The 20,292-nt window shown below is 34.1% G+C and carries 24 protein-coding genes, 1 tRNA gene, 1 other RNA gene and 3 pseudogenes; 11 read left to right on the forward strand and 18 right to left on the reverse strand.

Features of this window, described 5'->3' with window-relative positions:
• Nucleotides 1-17: 17 nt before the first annotated feature.
• Nucleotides 18-713: a triose-phosphate isomerase gene (tpiA, locus tag AC3OCB_RS04980; protein WP_498341147.1), complete on the forward strand. Its 696-nt coding sequence runs from the start codon at nt 18-20 to the stop codon at nt 711-713.
• Here tpiA and AC3OCB_RS04985 read toward each other — a convergent pair.
• The 3 genes from AC3OCB_RS04985 to AC3OCB_RS04995 all read right to left on the reverse strand — a co-directional run bounded on the left by AC3OCB_RS04985 (nt 707) and on the right by AC3OCB_RS04995 (nt 3,058).
• On the reverse strand, nt 707-1,042 hold the full coding sequence (locus tag AC3OCB_RS04985; protein WP_498341148.1) for a hypothetical protein: 336 nt from the start codon (nt 1,040-1,042) through the stop codon (nt 707-709). The two genes, tpiA and AC3OCB_RS04985, sit on opposite strands and share 7 nt — an antisense overlap.
• 74 nt (nt 1,043-1,116) lie before the next feature.
• Nucleotides 1,117-1,920 carry an ABC transporter permease gene (locus AC3OCB_RS04990; protein WP_498341149.1) on the reverse strand — a complete coding sequence of 268 codons (804 nt, stop codon included), beginning with the start codon at nt 1,918-1,920 and terminating at the stop codon, nt 1,117-1,119.
• Nucleotides 1,895-3,058: an extracellular solute-binding protein gene (locus AC3OCB_RS04995; RefSeq protein WP_498341150.1), complete on the reverse strand. Its 1,164-nt coding sequence runs from the start codon at nt 3,056-3,058 to the stop codon at nt 1,895-1,897. The genes AC3OCB_RS04990 and AC3OCB_RS04995 overlap by 26 nt, the downstream gene beginning before the upstream one ends.
• A 111-nt stretch (nt 3,059-3,169) precedes the next feature.
• Between AC3OCB_RS04995 and AC3OCB_RS05000 the strand changes: the two are divergent.
• A pseudogene (locus AC3OCB_RS05000) lies at nt 3,170-3,784 on the forward strand (ATP-binding cassette domain-containing protein).
• Here AC3OCB_RS05000 and AC3OCB_RS05005 read toward each other — a convergent pair.
• Genes AC3OCB_RS05005 through AC3OCB_RS05020 form a run of 4 tightly spaced genes read right to left on the reverse strand, consistent with a single transcriptional unit; the run spans nt 3,767 to nt 6,184 of the window.
• Complete coding sequence (locus AC3OCB_RS05005) at nt 3,767-4,954, reverse strand: glycerate 2-kinase (RefSeq protein WP_498341151.1); 1,188 nt, start codon at nt 4,952-4,954, stop codon at nt 3,767-3,769. The pseudogene AC3OCB_RS05000 and the gene AC3OCB_RS05005 sit on opposite strands and share 18 nt — an antisense overlap.
• A complete protein-coding gene (locus AC3OCB_RS05010) occupies nt 4,947-5,294 on the reverse strand; it encodes a hypothetical protein (RefSeq protein ID WP_498341152.1) in 348 nt (115 codons plus the stop codon). The genes AC3OCB_RS05005 and AC3OCB_RS05010 overlap by 8 nt, the downstream gene beginning before the upstream one ends.
• A complete protein-coding gene (locus AC3OCB_RS05015; protein ID WP_498341153.1) occupies nt 5,287-5,922 on the reverse strand; it encodes a metal-dependent transcriptional regulator in 636 nt (211 codons plus the stop codon). The genes AC3OCB_RS05010 and AC3OCB_RS05015 overlap by 8 nt, the downstream gene beginning before the upstream one ends.
• Nucleotides 5,923-5,932: 10 nt before the next feature.
• Nucleotides 5,933-6,184: a hypothetical protein gene (locus AC3OCB_RS05020; protein ID WP_498341154.1), complete on the reverse strand. Its 252-nt coding sequence runs from the start codon at nt 6,182-6,184 to the stop codon at nt 5,933-5,935.
• Between the two features lie 99 nt (nt 6,185-6,283).
• Between AC3OCB_RS05020 and AC3OCB_RS05025 the strand changes: the two genes are divergently transcribed.
• Both AC3OCB_RS05025 and AC3OCB_RS05030 read left to right on the forward strand, forming a co-directional pair.
• Nucleotides 6,284-6,709 carry a hypothetical protein gene (locus AC3OCB_RS05025; RefSeq protein ID WP_498341155.1) on the forward strand — a complete coding sequence of 142 codons (426 nt, stop codon included), beginning with the start codon at nt 6,284-6,286 and terminating at the stop codon, nt 6,707-6,709.
• On the forward strand, nt 6,685-7,083 hold the full coding sequence (locus AC3OCB_RS05030) for a hypothetical protein (RefSeq protein ID WP_498341156.1): 399 nt from the start codon (nt 6,685-6,687) through the stop codon (nt 7,081-7,083). Before AC3OCB_RS05025 ends, AC3OCB_RS05030 begins: the two co-directional genes overlap by 25 nt.
• Here the strand turns inward: AC3OCB_RS05030 and AC3OCB_RS05035 are convergent.
• Genes AC3OCB_RS05035 through mobB form a run of 3 tightly spaced genes read right to left on the reverse strand, consistent with a single transcriptional unit; the run spans nt 7,064 to nt 8,960 of the window.
• A complete protein-coding gene (locus tag AC3OCB_RS05035) occupies nt 7,064-7,756 on the reverse strand; it encodes a class I SAM-dependent methyltransferase (protein ID WP_498341157.1) in 693 nt (230 codons plus the stop codon). The genes AC3OCB_RS05030 and AC3OCB_RS05035 overlap by 20 nt on opposite strands.
• Nucleotides 7,757-7,777: 21 nt before the next feature.
• Complete coding sequence (locus AC3OCB_RS05040; RefSeq protein ID WP_498341158.1) at nt 7,778-8,482, reverse strand: CBS domain-containing protein; 705 nt, start codon at nt 8,480-8,482, stop codon at nt 7,778-7,780.
• Nucleotides 8,475-8,960 carry a molybdopterin-guanine dinucleotide biosynthesis protein B gene (gene mobB / locus AC3OCB_RS05045; protein ID WP_498341159.1) on the reverse strand — a complete coding sequence of 162 codons (486 nt, stop codon included), beginning with the start codon at nt 8,958-8,960 and terminating at the stop codon, nt 8,475-8,477. The genes AC3OCB_RS05040 and mobB overlap by 8 nt, the downstream gene beginning before the upstream one ends.
• A gap of 35 nt (nt 8,961-8,995) precedes the next feature.
• Between mobB and AC3OCB_RS05050 the strand changes: the two genes are divergently transcribed.
• From AC3OCB_RS05050 to AC3OCB_RS05070, 5 genes are read left to right on the forward strand one after another with little or no spacing between them, the layout of a single operon-like run.
• Complete coding sequence (locus tag AC3OCB_RS05050; RefSeq protein WP_498341160.1) at nt 8,996-10,165, forward strand: molybdopterin molybdotransferase MoeA; 1,170 nt, start codon at nt 8,996-8,998, stop codon at nt 10,163-10,165.
• Entirely contained in the window at nt 10,140-10,721 is a 582-nt protein-coding gene (locus tag AC3OCB_RS05055; RefSeq protein WP_498341162.1) for a molybdenum cofactor guanylyltransferase, read from the forward strand. Before AC3OCB_RS05050 ends, AC3OCB_RS05055 begins: the two co-directional genes overlap by 26 nt.
• A gap of 7 nt (nt 10,722-10,728) precedes the next feature.
• Nucleotides 10,729-11,190 (forward strand): hypothetical protein, encoded by a 462-nt coding sequence (locus tag AC3OCB_RS05060; protein ID WP_498341163.1) that lies wholly within the window; start codon nt 10,729-10,731, stop codon nt 11,188-11,190.
• Nucleotides 11,187-11,846, forward strand: coding sequence for a diphthine--ammonia ligase (locus AC3OCB_RS05065; RefSeq protein WP_498341165.1), 660 nt, complete (start codon nt 11,187-11,189; stop codon nt 11,844-11,846). Before AC3OCB_RS05060 ends, AC3OCB_RS05065 begins: the two co-directional genes overlap by 4 nt.
• Nucleotides 11,816-13,057 (forward strand): amidohydrolase, encoded by a 1,242-nt coding sequence (locus AC3OCB_RS05070; protein WP_498341166.1) that lies wholly within the window; start codon nt 11,816-11,818, stop codon nt 13,055-13,057. The genes AC3OCB_RS05065 and AC3OCB_RS05070 overlap by 31 nt, the downstream gene beginning before the upstream one ends.
• Here the strand turns inward: AC3OCB_RS05070 and lrs14 are convergent.
• Entirely contained in the window at nt 13,024-13,410 is a 387-nt protein-coding gene (gene lrs14 / locus AC3OCB_RS05075; protein ID WP_498341167.1) for an Lrs14 family HTH-type transcriptional regulator, read from the reverse strand. The two genes, AC3OCB_RS05070 and lrs14, sit on opposite strands and share 34 nt — an antisense overlap.
• Before the next feature lie 250 nt (nt 13,411-13,660).
• On the opposite strand from lrs14, the gene AC3OCB_RS05080 reads away from it, so the two are divergent.
• Both AC3OCB_RS05080 and AC3OCB_RS05085 read left to right on the forward strand, forming a co-directional pair.
• A complete protein-coding gene (locus AC3OCB_RS05080) occupies nt 13,661-13,825 on the forward strand; it encodes an AbrB/MazE/SpoVT family DNA-binding domain-containing protein (protein ID WP_498341169.1) in 165 nt (54 codons plus the stop codon).
• Between the two features lie 53 nt (nt 13,826-13,878).
• Entirely contained in the window at nt 13,879-14,616 is a 738-nt protein-coding gene (locus AC3OCB_RS05085; protein WP_498341170.1) for a TatD family hydrolase, read from the forward strand.
• Here the strand turns inward: AC3OCB_RS05085 and AC3OCB_RS05090 are convergent.
• The 7 genes and pseudogenes from AC3OCB_RS05090 to AC3OCB_RS05120 all read right to left on the reverse strand — a co-directional run.
• The gene (locus AC3OCB_RS05090; protein WP_498341171.1) at nt 14,585-14,788 is read right to left on the reverse strand and encodes a hypothetical protein; all 204 of its coding nucleotides are present in this window, start codon (nt 14,786-14,788) and stop codon (nt 14,585-14,587) included. The two genes, AC3OCB_RS05085 and AC3OCB_RS05090, sit on opposite strands and share 32 nt — an antisense overlap.
• A 7-nt stretch (nt 14,789-14,795) precedes the next feature.
• Nucleotides 14,796-15,884: an oxidase gene (locus tag AC3OCB_RS05095; RefSeq protein ID WP_498341172.1), complete on the reverse strand. Its 1,089-nt coding sequence runs from the start codon at nt 15,882-15,884 to the stop codon at nt 14,796-14,798.
• Nucleotides 15,885-15,946: 62 nt separating this feature from the next.
• A pseudogene (locus tag AC3OCB_RS05100) lies at nt 15,947-17,735 on the reverse strand (cbb3-type cytochrome c oxidase subunit I).
• A gap of 1,122 nt (nt 17,736-18,857) precedes the next feature.
• Nucleotides 18,858-18,942, reverse strand: a tRNA-Ser gene (locus AC3OCB_RS05105).
• A 200-nt stretch (nt 18,943-19,142) separates the two neighbouring features.
• Nucleotides 19,143-19,448: signal recognition particle sRNA (ffs, locus tag AC3OCB_RS05110), an RNA gene on the reverse strand.
• 25 nt (nt 19,449-19,473) lie between these two features.
• On the reverse strand, nt 19,474-20,094 hold the full coding sequence (locus tag AC3OCB_RS05115; protein ID WP_498341173.1) for an HAD family hydrolase: 621 nt from the start codon (nt 20,092-20,094) through the stop codon (nt 19,474-19,476).
• Nucleotides 20,091-20,292: pseudogene (locus tag AC3OCB_RS05120) on the reverse strand (succinate-semialdehyde dehydrogenase); the annotation flags it as partial. The gene AC3OCB_RS05115 and the pseudogene AC3OCB_RS05120, both read right to left, overlap by 4 nt.

The raw sequence follows: 20,292 nt of genomic DNA on the forward strand, positions 1-20,292 counted from the left end.
ATCTCCAAAAATAGATTATGAAACCTCCAATTATTTTAATTAACTACAAGGCGTATGAAGACTCTTATGGAGAAAAAGGAATTGATATATCTAAAAAAATAGAAAAAGTTAGCAAAGAGTATAATGTTCCTATAATTATTTCAGTTCCTGCTACTATGATCTACAGACTTTCCCAAGTAGTAGATTTGCCAATTTTCGCCCAACATGTAGATAGTGTCAAACATGGAGCTCATACTGGCTCGATACTACCAGAAATGATAAAAGACGCTAATGCGAAAGGTTCTTTACTTAATCATAGCGAGAAAAAAATTAGGTTAGATGAAATTCATGAAGCAGTGACAAGACTTAGAGATTTAAAAATGGAAAGCGTAGTCTGTATAGAAAGCTATGAATTAGTACACCCTATCGCACTTTTAAAACCGGATGCAGTACTCATAGAACCCCCAGAATTAATAGGTAGTGGAAAGGCTGTATCAAAAGAAAAACCTGAAGTCATAACTAGAGCAGTCGACGAAATTAAAAAAGTAGAAGGAGTATATTTACTTGCAGGCGCAGGCATAACAACGGGAGAGGATGTTTATAAATCAATTATTTTAGGTGCTGATGGAATAGGTGTAGCTAGCGCGGTAATGAAAGCAGAAAAACCAGAAAAGGTTGTTGAAGATTTTGTAGTTAACGCGTTAAAGGCTATCGATGAAAGAAAAAGTCATTGAAAGATCACCTCGATAAGCCTGTAAACCACCGAGTTTTCTCCGTAATATTTAGAAATAACATTTTTGATTTTTTCTACGTCATGCAAAAAGGCGTACAAGACCGCTATAAGGATAAAAGAGGAGTTTAACTCAGATTCCTTACTAGTCTGAACAGTAAAACTCTCATACTTTACTAAATTTATTTCGACTGTGTCCCCGTTAAGCCTTGAAAGAGTACTAAATGGTAGAGCCACAAAACTAATCTTAAAATCACCTTTATAGATTCCTTCTTGCTCCACGATTTTTTTAACGATTTCCTTTACACAGTTTATATTGTTACAATTTAACATCAGGCGAACAACCCGTCATCACTTTTCAGATAAGGTTGGTTTCCTCATTAATACATTTTTCGCAACCGCTATTTTTAAGTCTCGCGTTTTATGGAAAGGTGAACAAAAGCTCTTGTAATAGCAATAAGGATTAAGGAGAAGAGAATAAGTGTGGCTGCCTCTACTACTGATGCGTTAAAATATGTTAGGAATGTATTATAAACGGTTACTGATGCTACTGAATCTCCGTTAAATATCCAACCAGATACATAGGGAGCTACTATAACTACTGATCCAAATTCGCTAATCGCTCTTGACATAGAAGTTAATCCAGAAGATATTATTCCCCTAACTGAAGAGGGCAAAGCTACTCTAAAAAATGTTCTAAATTCTGACGCACCGAGACTCATTGCAAAATATTCATAACTCCTCGGCATACTTTCATAGAAGTTCTGCATTGATCTAATGTAAATAGGGGAGGAGACTATAGTCAAAGCTAAGAACACGCCTAGGTAAGTATAAAAGAAGTTTATGCCATGAGATTGCAGAAATCTTCCTATAGGGTTCAAAGGGCTATCAATAAAAAGTAAGGCTATTCCCACTACAGGGTGCGGGACTGAAGCAGGAATATCTACTAGAGCTTCGATAAAAGGGTTTTTATGCCTAGCTAAGTAGTATGCAAGAGGGGAAAATAATAAGATAATTATGATTACGCTTACCGCAGCTGAAAAAAATGTTAGTTCTATTGAACTTATAATATTTCCACCGAAAGCGTATTTTGCTGAGAAATAAGGACCAAAACCATAGTAAAGGATAGCCAAGATGGGGAAAATTAAAAGAAAAGCTAGGAAAAAAGAGAACATCTTGAAGAAGTTAAACTTGGCTGAAATTCCCGCCATATGATAGAACACCACTATTTAGCAAATTAAGTATTTGGGGTGGAACATCACTTTTGTTTTGATAGAAGAGTAATGGATGGGCTATTGGTGTTACTCCAAACTGTGATAACTCTTGTACGTGATCTATTACGAATTCAACAAACTCCATTGCAGCTTGCTCATTGGTTGCATTAACTGGAATTGTAATATATAGATACACCGAATTTCCATGAATCGTCAAGTTCTGACCATTTGCACTAATCACATAGGAGAACTGACTATACCAATTAGTCTCATTTGGATAATAGCCAAAGCTTAACCATGGTGGCAACTTTAGATACTCTAGACCTTGAGAAACTGCATATGAAATATAAGAGAAAGTGAAGTCTAAATCTCCAGATTTCAAAGCTGGAACATAGTTGGCAGTCGTAGGGGCGGGCTTTACATTATGAGCTAAGTCCACGAAATAACTTGTATTCCCATTAGCATATAGTTTACCAGCCATTTCGAGGATCAAGTAAGCATATAGACCTTCGGGATCGCTACTTGGATTTGCTATACCTAAGCTAAACTTAGTGGCTAGTAAATAGAAGAAATTGTGCCAATATGTTGTCTCGTTAGTCTCCATTGCCATTGTATAATTGCTGTATAACTCGTTCCAATATGGAGACTGAGTTGTGTAGTTGGAATATATAATTGCCATTTCACTTGAAATAAAAGCGATTGCCCAACCTGGGTCTCTATTACCTTCTAACTCAACAGCTTGAATATAGGCTACCGGAACAAAGACACTAACTGGCTGGCCATTCGCTATTTGAGATGCTAATTGAAATGATCCACCAGGTACTACGTCAACCTTAATCCCAGTCTTATTTTGAAACTGTGAAGCTAAGTAATTAAGTACTGCTAAATATGCACCAGCTACATAAACAGTTACGGGACCAGTTGATGTTACAGCAGACGTAGTAGATGTTGAAGTCGTCATGAGTGTTGACGTTGTAGGAGAAGTTGTGGTTGAAGGCGTCGTATGACTAGATGAAGGTTTAAGTAAAAGAAGAGCAGCAGCTATAGCTATTACAGCTATTACAACAATTGCTATAATGACATAAGAGGATATTGCCTTATAGGTCTTTTTACGAGAAGATCTACTCCTTGGCATTATTTATAGTTAGTAATATTCCTATATTTAAATATTTTCATAAACTCATAAAATAATTTTGAAATAATTATAGACAAAATCTTTTTAATTTTAAGACGTTAAATAGATTAAATGATTGAAACTGAAGCAGAAAAGCATTATCCTTCTTTTACGCTAAGTGTAAGATTTAAGGATAAAGGAATTATTTCCATTATAGGTAAAAATGGAAGCGGTAAAACTACTTTTTTAAGAATTATAGCTGGACTAATTAAACCTGACAGAGGTTATGTAAAGATTAACGGTGTAGATATAACTAATTTGCCCATAAATAAAAGAAACGTAATCTTAGTAAACCAAGAAACTTATATCCCTAATTTAAAGATAAGAAAGCATTTAGTATGAGGAGCGAAACTAAGAAATATACAAATTGACGATAAAGAGCTTGAAGAAATATCAAAAATCCTTGGAATACCAAGTGAGAACAAGAAAGTTGGCGAGTTAAGTTTGGGTAATAAAGAAAGAGTAGCACTAGCTACCGCTTTGCTTGCTAAACCGAAGTTAATACTAGTTGATGAGGGATTTAGTAATATAAATAACAAAAAAGAGTTTATAAAGAATTATATCTCTCTAGCAAAAGGCTTCAAGATTGAATTGATTTATGTTACGCAAGATATTGAGGACGCTAAATTAGGTGAAAAAGTCTACCAAATGGATAATGGAACAATAAACTTATTTGAAAACCTCTAACACGTACACATTGTTTACATTAGTAAACGTATAACCAGTCTTTATCACTTTTCCTTGTTTCTCTAAAATCTCATAAGAGGAGTGAGTTGATATATAGTAATCAATATCATCAATAACAACACTATCATCAACTATGCACCCAGCATACTCGCTGTTTCCATCAATGCCATCTGTGGCTATTGCGTATAACTTAGCTCTACCCTTTAACCATTTTAGAAAACCAAGACATACTTCCCCATTTCTTCCTCCTTTTCCAGCTTTACCTTGAATCTTGACCTCAGGTTCTCCACCGCTAAGCAGAATATATGGTGGAGTAAGCCCTAAACCAGATAATGAGGTATTTACAATTCCTGCAAGATTTTGACCGAAAGAAAATGCATCACCTCGCACTTCAGATGACAATATAAATGAACGATTTCCAAAGTACTCTTTCAAGTTCTTCAAAACGATACCTATATCAAGGATAAGAAAGTACTTAGAATTATCTACTTCCTTTTTAGTTTCCGTTAAGTAAACTGAATATTTTTCTAACCCTATTTTAGACAATATTTCTTTTGCTTTTTCTACTGAAGAGTGATCTGGTAAAGTAGGTCCGCTACCAACACTGCTTAGATCTCCACCCGGTACATCACTAACTATTAACGTAAGAATAGGAGCTTTAGCATAATCAGTTAACTTACCTCCCTTAATTGCAGATATATGCTTCCTTACAACGTTAATTTCATTTATGCTTAGCCCAGATTTTACGAGTCTCTCGTTAATTTCACTAACTATTTCAAAAGGTGCATTAGAATATTCCAATAAAGCAGAAGCTCCTCCAGAAAGTAAGAAGATAACTAAGTCGTAGTCTTCCTCTTTTAAGAACCTTATTACTTCTTCTCCTGCTTTAAAACTTTCTTCAGAGATTTGCGGATGTGTTGATTCTATTACTTTGATAGGAAGATCAACTTTAGATCCTTTTGGCACAACAGCTAAACCTTTAACATTTAGCCTGTCTGTAAAGAATTTTGCCATCTTGTAGGAAGCTTTTCCTACTGCAATAATTATTGGCTTTTTAAACTTAAATTTCTCATTATTGATGATAATTCCATTCCCATTTATCTTAACCTTTTCTTCTAATGCCTTGTAGGGATCAGAAAATTCCAGGATTTTTTCTACGACGTCATCCATTTTTGAAAAACTCCTTATAGAGATCTGAAGCTACTTTTTTTCCTTTTTTTGTTAAGTCATAATAAATTCCTTTAGGTTTATGATCAAGTTCTTTTGCCTTAACCTTAAGCCAGGGCTTTACTGAGGAAGTGACACTTCGCTTTAAGGCTCCTTGAAACCTTTGTAAAAATCCTTCATCTTCTAATTTCCTACATGCCTTATCTATCTCGTCTTCATTATATTTTGGAGCCCAACCACTTTCTCCCAATAACCTCCTTGCCATATACCAAGGGTTGTCTGGTCCGTATTTATAAATATGAACTAAAATTTTCTTTTCTAATTCAGAGAGATTCTCATCCATTTACTAACACCTCATCAGCTAACGATTTTGGTATTATCTTCTGTTTATTTTCTATTTCTATAATATAATTATTTTCATCTTTTTTTATTAACTTAATTGCACTACCTGGTCTAATCCCAGCTTCATCTGCTAAGGAAAGTATCCATTCTTCCTCCCTTATTATCATAATAACCTTGTATACCTTATTTGCTTCAGCCTCAGTCAGTTTTATCCCTTCAATCTTTATTTCCCTTCCGGGTATAGGATGACCATGAGGACATGTTAAAGGTCTGCCAAGTAATTGATCTATTTTATCAATTACATCATCTGGCCAAATGTGTTCTAACTTATGAGCTATTTGGTGCGCTCTAATCCAGTCAAGTCCTACTATATCAGTTAAAAGTCTTTCAGATAAGCGATGAGAACGGATAAGTCTTTCTGCGAGTTTTTTTCCTTCTTCTGTTAGCTTTATCCTCCTATTATCTCTTTCAATTAAGCCTAGCTTTTCTAATTTAGAAATAGCTTTGCTAACCGTACCCGGAGAAATGTTGAAAGAAAATATTAGATCTGTAACCCTAGCGTAACCCTTCATTAATTCTAACTCATAAATCTCTTTTAGATAATTCTCTAAGGGTTCAGAAAGTTCCATGAAATAAAAATTACTTAACTACAATTTTAGTTTTTACTGTTTGAATCAACCTTGGAGCCTCTTCATCTTCCTCTCTTACAAATACGTTTACATTTGCCTGGAATTTGCCCTCATAGCCATGGTTCTTAAGATAATCCTTGATCTGATCAATTGCCTCATCAATAGCTGATGAGATATGCTCGTGCATTTTAGAGGAAATTTGAGGAATATCTAAATCCGTTTCACTTATTGCGTAGTATTTTTTTCTTCCTCTAGGCTCCATGATTATCCATTATTAAACTTGATTTCATCAAATTAAAATCTAAGGTTTAAATTTCGTACTAGAAAAGTTAATATTATACGAATTGACATAAATAATCATATGCACAAGGTAGTTTTTAACGTAATTGGGAATAACACTTACTCAAGCTCCCTAAAAGAACTTAAAAGAGCTGGATTCGTTCCAATATACTTTAAGAGAGATAATGGAAAAGAGCAATATACTGCACTTTATAATAGTAATGATATAAATGAAGTAAAAGAGGCAATTACTGATTTTGCTTATTTTTTATCTAAACAAGGGAAGTACGGAAGTTATGATTTTGCTAAAATTTATAGGATTGACGATAAATACGTTGGTAAAGCAGCTGGCGGTGGATTGGGAGCTCTATTAGGCTATCAGTTTGGCGGAATTCCGGGGCTTCTTTTGGGTGTAATCGGAGGAATACTTTTAGGTGAGTTGGTGGATATACAATTGGGAGAAACTCTCGTAGGTGTGATGAATTGGCCAATCCAACTATTCAGCTGACAAAAAGAGGAGCAAGTATTCTTTTAGGAGTCCTAATGCTAATAACATCAGTTCTTCTAATAGCTAATGTAAATGTATCCCTTTCACAGATTTTGCTAACGTTTAACCCTTATCTTTTTTACTTTGTAGGAGTCTTATTTGGCTTCGAGCGAATATTTTATGGGATAACCGGGAGTTCAAAATTATTAAAATTGATAAATGGAGATTTCATGTTTGGTTACTTAGCCTTGTTCATGCTTTTCTTGACTTTTGGAATTTATATTATAGCTTACACAATATCTTATACAGAGTTCATGATACAAATACTAAATGCACTTAATGGAGCAAGTTATCTCCTCTACGCATTAATGATATTTAAGGCTTGGCACATGTAAAAAATGTCCAAGCCCCCATTTTTTCATAATTTGTCTCAAACCCTATTTCATCAAACATTTTCAAATAATAATCAACTGGATAAATATTTAATTTCCATATAGTCGCTAAAAAATTACTAATTGAATTATTTTTAGTAAGAATAATAGAAACGCATTTTCCCCCATGTTTCAACACCCTATTTATCTCTCTAGTTGCTGTTAAAGGAGAAGGAAGCATATGCAACACAAACATAGCGGAAACGCCGTCTATTGACTCGTCAGCCAAAGGAAGCTTTAGTGCGCTCCCTCTGACTGCAAAAACTTTAGGTCTTTTCTTTTTTAACATCTTTAGAAATTTAAATGAAACGTCAAGACCAATACATGAGTCACATTTCACATAATCAAAAATTTTACCTGGCCCAGTACCAATATCTAAAACATTAGTACCAGATATTATATCTCCAGCTTTTTTCATTATATAACTGTAACTTTTGCCAGATGTAATATACATTCCTATGGGTGCATATAAAGGCTCATATAAGGGGGCTACTATATCTAAAATCTTCTCAGTTTTTATATCCTCAGTTAACAAATCAAGGATTCCTTCATTTTCTGTAAACTTATGTCCTTTCTCGCAAACCCATTTTTCCACGAATTTGCTTCCATCTATAGGACATCTTAATATGTCGCTCATTTTGGAAATTGTTACTCTCCCTTAGTATATTAATCTTCTTAAAGCAAAAACTATCAAATCTTTTAAAGTAACTATTTCTACTCCTGTAGAATTAGATACTATAACGCTTCCTATATTTCTTTCCATTAAAGTGCTTACGACAGAAGAAATTGGCTCTTCTTTGCCTACCTTATATACCTCTACGATCATTATTTTTGTAACGTTAAGATTTAGGTCTTCATTATAGTTATAAACTAAATCTCTTGCAGAAATAATACCATGTAAATACTTTTCATAGACTGGCACATGCCTAATCTTATTCTTCAACATTAATTCGCCAGCCACTTTAATCTTTGTGTACGGTTCAACAGTAGTTGCTACTCTAGATATTTCCCCTATAGGTGTACTAACATTTGACCAATCAATAGTTTTAATTACATCTTTATAAGTTATTACTTTATTTTTGAAAATAACAGCATCGGCATTATATTTAATCATGGCTAAAACTACATCTTTCAAGTTATTAGACTCAATTACTACTGGCTCTTTCAGTTTAGCATCCTTAAGCTTGCACTCAATATCGTTATTAATTATATGATATAACGCTTCATCTACACTAAAGATTCCGAGAATATAATTCCCTCTGCTAACAATAATTCTTCTAATATTATTTCTCTTCATAAAATCTAAGGCATCAATCACATAAGCTTCTGGGTCAACGCTTATTATTTCATTACCTTCAATCAATTTTTACTTCCCTTATGTTTAGGAACTTCATCAAGTTATATAATACTAATATTAATGAATTATTACAAGCTATTTTTTTACCGTCAATAAAAACATAGCGTTCTTCTTTACACCCTTCAGCCTCTTTTACAATCTTCTCAGAGACCTCTTCTATTTCTGAAGGAGAACTTATCTCAATTTTTTTACCTAAGTTAAGTTCCTTATAACCTTCAATTATAACAACGTCGACTGGAAGAAGAAAAATTAAATCTAAGTTACATTTATAAAAAGCCACACATTTCGAGTCATTGAAAAATACAATATCTGCTCCAGCACTCCAAAACTTATATGTATCCTTTCCTTGCACGTCTATTTCGTGGTGAGAATGCTTTACAACTGCAACACTGTAGTTTTTTTCTTTTAGTTTCTTTACCGCTCTTTCAATAGAACTTGTTTTTCCAGTATCCTTTTTCCCTACAACTTGGATAATGCACGGCATATGATAATTTATACCGGTAAGTAATATTTTATAATGTGCTTATAAGCCTAGAAGAAGCAAGAAAACTTATTGAAGAGAATGTTCCACAAAGAGATAATTATACTAGAACTGAAAGCATTTATAATTCTATAGGTAAAATTATCATAGAAGATATTTACGCTATAAAAAGTATCCCCGAAGTAAACTTGTCTGCAATGGATGGGTTTGCTTTTAGAGTTGCTGACTATAAAAAATATGGTAAGCTGAAAATTGTAGGAAGACTATTTCCTTCATCAAAAGAGATACCAGAACTTAAGGAAGGAGAAGCCTATTATGTAGCAACGGGTTCTCCAATACCAAAAGGTGCTGATGCTGTAGTAAGAATAGAAGCTTGTAGAGTAGAAGATAACTACCTAATTATTGGAGAGGAAGTATTTGAAGGAAAAGACATAAAATATAAGGGGGAAGACATAAGAGAAGGAGAACTCATAATAAGAAAAGGAGATATCCTCACTCCTTATCATTTAGGAATATTAACTTATCAAGGTATAAGAGAAGTAAAAGTTGGAAACATAAACTCTTGTATAATAGCATCCGGAGATGAGATAGCTCCATTCACAAATCCAGATAAAAACTTGATCTCAGACTCAATTTCACCTATACTTATACCCCTATTGGAGAAAGTGGGTAAGGTAACTTATTATGGAGTAGTGAGAGATGAGAAAGAGGAAATTAGAAAAGTTTTAACAGAAGCAAAAGAAAAATTTGATCTAATATTCTTTATAGGAGGATCTTCCGTTGGAGAAAGGGACTATGTTAAAAGGCTAGTTAGTGAATTAGGAAGATTATTGTTCGAGGGAGTGAGTACAAACATAGTAAAGAGAGGTGGCGTTGGTTTAATAGAAAATAAACCAATAGTAAGTTTGCCCGGGCAAGTAGTATCTGCATTAACAGTTTTCCACGAACATGGGCTACATGTAATATCCAGAATGCTTAACAGTGAGATAAGAAAGTTTACAAAAGCGCTCTTAGGTACCGATATTGAGGTTGAACATAAAATGGATTCTACTTATTTATTTAAGTTAGAAGGAGATAAGGCATTTCCCTTGAGATGGGGTACGGGATTGTATAGTGAACTTATAAAAGCTGATGGATTTGGTTATTTAAAAAGGGGTAAAAATTACAGAAAGGGAGAAGAGATTGAAATTCAAAAATTCCTTTTTTGATGTCATAATTTTAGCAGGTGGAGAGTCAAAAAGATTCGGTTCAGACAAATGCTGTTTTGAGTTTAACAATAAAAAATTTCTGGAAAGAATTATTGAGAACTTTGATAATCCAGTGGTGGTAACAAACAAGAAGAGAAACATAAAAAGAGGAATAGAAGTAATTGATGATGAAAGAAAAGGCCCAGTAAATGCAGTAAAACTAGCTTTGCCTTTTATAAAAAGAGAAAAAGTATTTCTCACTGGATGTGATTTCCCCTTTATAACAAGAAAATTAGCTGAGTTTATTTGTAATAAAGGAGCAGAAATAAGCATAGTTGAGGAGGAAGAACTACAACCATTGTTAGCTTGCTATTCAACTTCCTTACTCAGAGAAAAAATAGAAAAAGTGAAAACACTATATGACTTAATAAACCACGCTAGGAGTGTATATTTCATAGGAACTTATGAATTAAAACTAAACGGCTTTTCTCTTAACGAATTAAGAAACATTAATTCATGGAAAGATTTTTACGCAATTCAAGATAAATATACGTTAAGTAAATATGTTATAAAGTGAGTAAAAATTGTTAGTCCCTTTTGTACCATCTCCAGATGAAGTTATCACAGAAATGTTAAAGTGTGCTAAAGCTGGGAAAGATGATATAGTCCTTGATTTAGGTGCAGGAAACGCAAGACCTCTGCATATTGCCAAAAAAGACTTTGGAGTAAAACTTGCTCTAGGAGTCGAAATAGATAAGAAACTTTGTAAAGAGGCCTATGCAGACAGAGAAGTCGAGATAATATGTGGTGATATGCTTACACTTGCCCCAATATTATTACCAAAAGTTACAATACTCCTTTCTTATCTATCTACAAGAACAAACGAACTCATAGAACCATACATTTTAAATTATGGTAAAAAGGGATTGAGAATTATCTCTCATGATTTTAGATTTGATCATCTTACTTTGTATGATGTAAAAAGAGTGAGAGCAATGGGATTATTAGGAGAGACAGATCATACTATTTATTGTTACAAGCTATGAAAGTTTGTGTGCTTTATTCCGGGGGAAAAGATAGCACATATTCCTTGCACTGGGCCATTTTCAAAGGATTTGAAGTCCAATGTTTAATTACATTGATCCCTAGAAGAGAGGACTCTTGGATGTTTCAAGTCCCCAACGTAGAGTTAACCAAATACCAAGGGGAAGTCCTAGGAATAGACGTTATTCAAATACCGACGAGCGGAGAAAAAGATAAAGAACTAGAAGACTTAAAAAAAGCATTTCAAATGGTAAAGACTGAAGGTATAGTTACTGGTGCGTTGCTTTCAGACTATCAAAGATTAAATATAAACTTAATAGCAGAAGAGGTTGGTCTAAAGACTTACTCTCCACTCTGGAGAAAAAACCAAGAAGAATACATGAGAGAATTAGTTGAAGAAGGGTTTAAGTTTATTATAACATCTGCTACCGCATATGGTTTTCCATTTCACTTACTAGGTAAAGTAATAACAAAAGAAGACGTTGAAGAAATAATTGAAAGAGCAAGAAAATACGGATTTAATTCAGCCTTTGAAGGAGGAGAAGCTGAGACTTTCGTAGTCTACGCACCACTCTTTAAAAGGGAATTAAAAGTTGAAGGATATAAAAAGAAAATTAGTGAGTACGAATGGAAATACATAATAACACATATACATTGAAAAATTGTAGTTACCTTGTTAACCATGACAGTGTGATAGAAAATAAAAACATCATTGTTGAAAATGGCAAGATAAAAGATATAGGAAATTATATTGAAGGAGACGAAATAGATTGTAAGGAGTATGTTGTACTCCCTGGTCTAGTAAATGCACATACTCATACACCGATGGTTGTACTTAGAGGGTACTATGACGATGCTGAACTAAGCGAATGGTTGAATAAGATGTGGGAATTTGAGAAGAGTTTTAACAGGGATTTGATGAAACTTGGTAGCGAAATTTCAATTTTAGAAATGTTACTAAATGGTACAACGGCCTTTGTAGACATGTACTTTAACCCTGAGGATGTAAAAGAGCTCTCAGAGAAATATAAAATAAGGGGAAATGCAGGTTATACTTTTCTTGATCTCCTTTTTGATCCATATGAGATTGATAAAAAACAAAGAAGTCTAAAGCCAACAGAATATTTTAGCCCGATAATAAATGTACATAGTTTATACAGCGTAGAAGAAAAAACCCTCAAGTTAGCAAAACAATTAAAAGAAGAATTAAACCAGAGGTTACATATCCACGTCTCAGAAACCAGAAAGGAAATTTATGAGATAAAAAAGAAACATGGGCTTTTCCCAGTAGAATACCTAAATAGCTTAGGTTTACTTGAAAATACGCAACTGGTTCATTTAGGTTGGGTTGCAAGTTGGGAAATACAACTGCTCAAAGACTCTTCAGTTACATATTGCCCCACATCTAACATGAAATTAGCTACAGGTGGCTCTTTTCCTTTAAAAGAACTTAGCGAGAAAACTAATGTAACTCTGGGGACTGACAGTGCTGCTAGTAATAACTCTCTTGACGTTTTTAGAGAAATGAAAAACGGTGTATTATTACAAAGACAAATGTATTGGAATACTGAGATTAAGGCCTTTGACATACTTAAAATTTCGACCCTAAACGGCTATAAACTCTTAGGAATTAGTGGTGGTTACGTAGCAAAAGGAAAAGTAGCTGATTTAGTTTTGCTAGATAAAAAAAGACTTTATCCCTTGACGAAGGAAAGGCTCATTTCTAATATAGTTTATTTAGCTACTGGAGACTTTGTAAAAGGAGTAATCGTCAACGGAAATATACATTGGAGAAAAGATTTAGAAATGACATTGGAGGAAAAAGTCAGAAGACTTCAAGATATGGTTAATTCTCGATCGACTAGTTGACCCATCTTATCTGCACAGTCTTTTATGTCATTAAGTATCTTTTGTTTCAATTCATTATAGTCCTTAGTCTTATATAGGTATCTTGGTCTGCCAGCTTTGTTCCCGGGCTCTTTAATCCTCATCACAAGACCCATTTCAAGGAGTTTATTTAAGCTTCTATTAATTGAGGCCTTTGAAAGCTTTAAGTCAGTCTCTAAGTCTTCTGTACCTTTAGCACCTGCTTTTGCCAAAGCTATTAATACTTGTACATCAGTTTCTGATAGTCCATAACAAAATGACAATATGTCAACTAACCCAGCATCTTTGCCAGAAGGTAATTTTATTCTAGTTCCACTAAACTGAGTTTGAGACATTTGTATCACAAATAAAGATTCTATTATTACCTCTATTTATATTTTTTCATTATAATTAATGAGACCTTTACTAATCAGTTAAACTTACATATTGATAATTATTACATAACTAATTGAAACCGATGGTTTGTATAAAAGGAGAATTGCTATTTGCACTACTATTTTTGCATTGTCTATTTAAATCTGACTTTTAACTACTATAGTAAAGTTTTAATTATATGGCACAATATACATTTATGGTAGATAAAAAATGGCAGTAGAAGAAATTGTTAAGGTATCTAGGAATTATCAAGTCACTATACCAGCTAAAATAAGACAAAAATTCCAGATAAGAGAAGGAGATCTTGTAAAAGTTATATTTGACGAGAACGAAAATGTAATAAAAATTCAAGTACTTAGAGAACCATGGAAATGAGCCATAGATAGTTTTTCAAAAAAGTTAAAAACATTTTTACAGTCTCTTTTTATATGCTAGTAGATGCACATGCACATATAGATGTGAAAGATTTTGATAATGATAGAGAAGAAGTATTAAAGAAATGCGACATAGTCGTGGTTAATGCAGGAGTTGATTTAGAGAGTAATTTAAAGTCACTTGAGCTAGAAAAGAAATACAGCAATGTAATTGCCGCTATAGGATTTCACCCTGAATTTATCAAAGATAAATTTAGTGAAGTAGATAAATGTCTAGAATTAACTAAGAAAGCAAGGATAATAAGTGAAATAGGGTTAGATTACTTTTGGATAAAAGAAGAAGAGTTGAGGAAAAAACAAAAAGAAGTGCTTTCTAAATTTCTGGAGATAGCAGAAAAAGATAGAAAACCCACTTTAATACATGTAAGAGGGGGTTTTTCAGATCTAATATCATTACTCTCCTCTTACAAGGTTAAATTTGCTATACACGGATTTGAAGGTAGTTTAAAAAATGCAAACAAAGTAATTGATCTAGGTGGACTTATTTCAATTCCTCCAATCCTTGTAAGAGATAAGAACAGACAAGAAGTAGTAAAAAACGTTGATATTCAGTATTTGCTAACGGAAACAGATTCTCCTTTTATGGGACCAGAAAAAATGAAAAGAAATGAACCTTGTAATGTTAAACTCACAATAGAAAAAATTGCAGAGTTGAAAGGAATGGAAAAAGTAGAAGTAGAAGAAAAAATTTTAAATAACTTTACTCTGTTTTCTGGTGTTCTTCTTCAGTAGGTGCAAAATATACGAATAGGAAATACGCTATAAATCCTATGAAAGCAGATATAGTAAATGGCAAAACGTATGGTACAGCAGCAGCATGGAGTGTTATTTCCGCTAATTCCCATACTAATCCTGCTATTGCTAAAACATATCCGACTCCTAATAGCCTAAAGAAACTGACCATTTCTACCTCACCCCTCAACTAATATAGTTCCCCATAAAGACATTAAATATCCAGCATCTTCTCCAGTTAGTGTGTTTGACATTCCATCTAAGTTGTATACGTTATAGGTTGGTGTAATTATCCCATATACGTATGCTGGAGCTTTAGCATTGAATGCAAATGTCATGTAAGAGTTGTATGTAGAGGCATTTAGCATTTGATATGCTACTGGAGTTATAGTACCATTCCACCATACAGCATATACACCCACATATAACCCGGTCACAGCTTGAGGAGTACCAGCAGAGGTGTAGTTCTGCAGCCAGTTGTGGTCATTAGTTGGTTCTGCTATATACAATTTCAAAGTTGCAGTTGAGTTAGCGTTTATAACAAATGTTGGCCCTGGAACAGAGTCATTGAATAGAGCATATTTGTCGGATACAGCGTAAAGTACTGGATGAGATCCATTTTCAACAACTATTGGTGGATTATAGGGATCACCAACTAGACCAGATGAGTGTGCTGCATTAGATGAACTAATGTAATTTGATATGTCAGTCGGAGAGAAATAGCCAGATGTTGGAATAACTAATATTTCTCCTGCATCATAAGCAAACCATGGACCATTATATTCACCAGATATAAATACATATGCACCTTCGGCTATAGGAGAACCACTAGTTGTTCCAGCATACCATACAGCATATTGTGTTAACCCTGGCACTATCTGTGTATCTACAACATACTTTGAGTTATATACTGGGATATACATGTTCTCTGTAGCTGTTTTACCATTAACAGCATACATTGTCATATTCAAGTATTGACCTGGATGTACTACCATTAAATTGTAATAGTATGGAAGAGTGGTTCCGTTAGGCAATACTAATTCGGAATTTATTCCACCACCACTTTCATGAACCATAAAAACATACTGTTCTGCACTTACATTAGTTTGGATAACCATAGAAGAAGGTGTATTAGCAGGAATATCAGATTGGAATACTTGAGCTGTTCCACCTATTGTGAAAACTTCTGGTAAAGTAGCTACAACTACGACAGCTAATAATAAAATTGCAAATCCAGTCCACATCCATTCCCAAGTTTCTTTTTTCATCTTTTATCACCTATATTTACAAGTTTTAAATTTAAGTTCATATAAGAAAAAATTAACTAACTTCAAATAGTTTTAGCCCCCTTAAGAGCTCCTACTGCAGATAAAATTATACCTAGAGTAAGTAATGCAAGCCATGCCCATTCTGACAAATCTGATGGATTAGAGGGATTTCCAAGTATCGCCAATGGGATTGCACTAACAATGATGAAGATAGCGCCGAGTATAGCCAATCCCCACCAAGCAGCTAAAGCTTTTTTATTATTAGCAGTTTTCAAGTGATTGAACTTAACCTCGATATTTTTAAGGCTAAATCCGGTATTGCTCCAGTCTAACTGCATCGCTACAGTATTAATTAACTGGCCTAATGATAATCCCTCAGCCTTTAACACCCTACCTTTTACTAATGTCATAACCAGGTTAACTAACCATACCAGAGTAGCTAATTCTGCAATTAATGCACCAACAGTAGCTAAGTTTTCGGCGTTTATTATATAGGGAACTCTGGGCACAATCTCAGCTCTTCTTACTATACCATCTAAGCCTAAGAGTTCAAATCCTATAATTAATAATGATGCTCCTATTAAATAACCCCAGAAGTGTATCCATGCAGCCTTAATAGAATACCATGTTCTTCCAGTCATCATTGGCAACATGAAGTATAATACGGCCATTGCCGCTGGCACTATAGCAATTAATATCATAGCATGGAAGTGACCAACTACCCACATTGTATTGTGAACTACAGCGTCAAATGATATTGTCCCATTTGATATTCCAGTGACTCCAGCAAATATTGATCCTGCAAAAGATGTAGCAGTAAAGGCACTAATTACATTCCATGAGATATTAGCACCTTTTGCAGTAGCCCATAAGTTTAAAAATGTCATAAATGTTGGGACTGTAACAGCATATGTTAATAATTCTTGTAACACTTTTAAGTCAACAGGGAGATTGACTATATATATAAGTGGTGAATTGGGATATTGTTAGAGAAAATTACATAAAGAACAGCAGCAATTCTCCCCATCTTATCACTATATAATGGCTTATTTGCCAACGTTGGTATTAACAAATACATTGAAGCCACTGCAGGTAGCCAAGCCATGTATACTACCGCATGACCGAATATCCAAAACGCGATTTGATTTGCTATGACGTTTAGTCCTACTACACCATAGATAGCTAGTATATCCCATACATCAGCTACAGTAACGCCAGAATAACCTATCATGAATAATAAGATAATCATTAAGAAGAACACTAATGGTACTGGAAGCTTTTCTTTAATTTGTTTTGATGCTAGATAATAGTGATAGACAATCCATATTCCTGCTCCATATACGAAGAAATCATTAAGTATCCATCCTATGAAGAATAATGGAGAGATTACATAAAGCGAATAACCTGAATTCCAATTGGTGATAAATAGTACCATGAACCACCTGAGAAATAGTTATCAAACCCTTGCTGAGATGTAATTAATATTGGGCCCTCCATGAACATCATAGATATGTTAAGTGCAATAAATGAGATGTTTAGTAGCCATTTAGCTCTAGGTTGTAGATTTAAAAGTTTAATAGTAAAGAAGATAATAATTGCATAAATTACTTGCTGAGCAAAACCGAATAAGTCTCTTTCAGCGTGAAGCGTTATTGATGCATAGTATTCTTGTGGAGTGAGTGGTAAAGCACCAAAAGTACTCCACATTGTCTCTTGTAGTCTAACCATTAAAGAGTCAATAACACCTAATAAGCCCCATATCACACCTAAAACTAGCATCCCCATAACAATTCTAGTAGTCCAATCTTTATCTAATTGGAATAAAGCGACTATAAGATCCTTAAGTCCCACTTACTTTCACCAATCTCACTGTACTCATACCCTTTTAAAAATCTTTTTTTTAATAAAAGTTGTGTTTATTTTGATTAACTGAGTTTAATAATATTTATTTGCTTTAATAAAAAGAGGAATGTAAAAATAGATAAGCTTAAATAAATAAAATTAAATAAAAATAGGTTATTGAATTAATAAAAACAATACGTTCATAATTAATTCATTTGACTAGATAACACTAAACTTTCTCACATTTGTTAATTTCATAACATCAATTTGATGACCTAAATAGTTTTATATCGCTTACTCGAACCTAAGTTTGACTTCCTAATTAAATTTTCAGTATGACTAAGTGAAAGAATTTATTGTAATGAAAAACATTCACCACATAGCGGTGGTTCAAGCTATTTTACGATAATTCAACATAAACCACTACAATCTGGCTTATTACGATGAACACTCCAGATTCCTCACAGCAGTAGCTCTACATCTGTCACCAAAGGTTTCATAACCATTCTGGCCTTGGACTCTGGAGCACACAAACGACAACACACTCAAAGAATGTATAACTCTAGCATTAAAGTATCTAAAATCGTCATAATTTAAAACAATTTAGCATAGAACTGAAACAGTTTCCCAACGCTATTATAATCATTGTTCAATTTCTTTGTCCAAATATTGTAGTTTTGAATCCTCGACTATTTGAATAGAACTTATCATATCTTGTGCAGTTAAAACTATAACGTATACAATACTAGACAGATAATTAGAACAAAAATGGGAAATCAAGAATTAAATTTTCTCTCAAATTTTTATGAAGAAGCTCTCTGCTTCAACAATTTAGTATAAATAATGATTCCACTATTAATATAGATGCTTAAGTGACCTACTATAAGCAAAACCTTTAACTTCACTTAAGATTCATTGATGAAACATAGAGCTCCTATTAGGTTTAACATTATTACCTAGCTGATGAATATAATTTATAACTCTAGAGACTAGACCTAGTATAACATAAAGAAAATTTCAGTTCTAATAAGATTTTTATAGAAGATCTTCACAATTCCATTAAAAATTTTGTTGAATTAGTTCTTAAACAATTAATAGGTAAGAAGTGATAACATTGAAATAGTAAAATAACGCCGGGGGCGGGACTTGAACCCGCGTGGGGTGAAACCCCAGCGGCTTAGCAGGCCGCCGCCCTACCATGCTAGGCGACCCCGGCACTAATAATTATGATTTAGGAGTATATGAATTTTTTTGATGGTTCGACTTCTTAAGATAATTTTTCTATTGTGCTATTGAGCTTTATGAGTATAAGGGAGTCATATAGATAAAACTAAGGGTTCAATGCATGGAAACAAGAAGTCGATTAAGCATTTTCACAACCTTTCTAAAAATCATTAATCAACATTTATCACTAAATGGTCGGCCCCCTTATACCATAACCCCCGCCTCTGTAGATTTAACCCTAGCCTTCCTCACACCGGAGACCGGTGAACGCGGACGGCCGGGCACGGTTGCTCCCTTCCGGACCTGGCCGATTCCCCCGGTTAACTCGATATCCCCTCTCCCTCCAGAGAGGAGATTCGAGACCGTCTCGCCCCACCGGGCGGTGCTCATAGTTAGGCTAGGATCTACAGAGGTAGGTATTATGGTATAAGGGTTACTGGTGCCCCATTACGCCATGGGGTTATAGGGGATGGCGAGACCCCCCACCCTTCCCGACCAATTAATAAATCCTCTTTTAGGCTAATTAGTTTAACTCCTCTAATATTTCGCATAAAGAATTCACTATCTTAACTCCCATACTTCTCACTCTTTCCTCATTTATTGGTACCTCAGATTTTACTAGATAGATCTTACCTAACTTAGCATTCTTAAAAGCTACTATATCAACTTCTGTATCTCCAACACCTATGGAAGAATGAGGATCTAAATTAAGTCTATTGAGAGCGAAAATAACTCCTTCCGGATCCGGTTTTCCGTTCTTGACTTCATCACTGGTTATTAAAAGATCTGGATATAGTTGTATAGTATTAAGTACCTCTCTAGCAGAAATAGAGTTTGAGGATGTAACTATAGCTATTTTATATCCTTTTTCTTTTGCTTTGTCTATTAACTCTTTCGCACACTCAGTTCTTTTTGCTTTTCCTTTAACAAGTTCTAAATAAATCTGGTTTTTAACTTCCATTAATTCCTTCCATTTATCACCAGCTAAAATCTTTGCAATTTCAGCTGTTTTCCTGCCTAAAAGTGTCTCAATTTTTACTTCGCTCTTTATACCTAGTTTGTTTAACGCAATTTCCCATGCTTCCTTATGGATAAAAGCTGTATCAGCTAAAGTGCCATCTAAATCAAAATTAATTCCTTTCAAGGTATTATCAAGCTTCTTATTGCTTCCCCTTCCACTAATAACTTTACTGCATAGTTAATTTCTTCTAGTTTAAATCTGCCAGTAACTAGCATACCTAGATCATATTTACCAGTCTTAACCAATTCTAATAAGCTCAGCATATCAACTCTTGGTCTTCCACCATAATTTCCTATGATAGTTATTCCATTTCTTACATCC

The sequence above is a fragment of the Sulfurisphaera sp. genome (assembly GCF_059755235.1).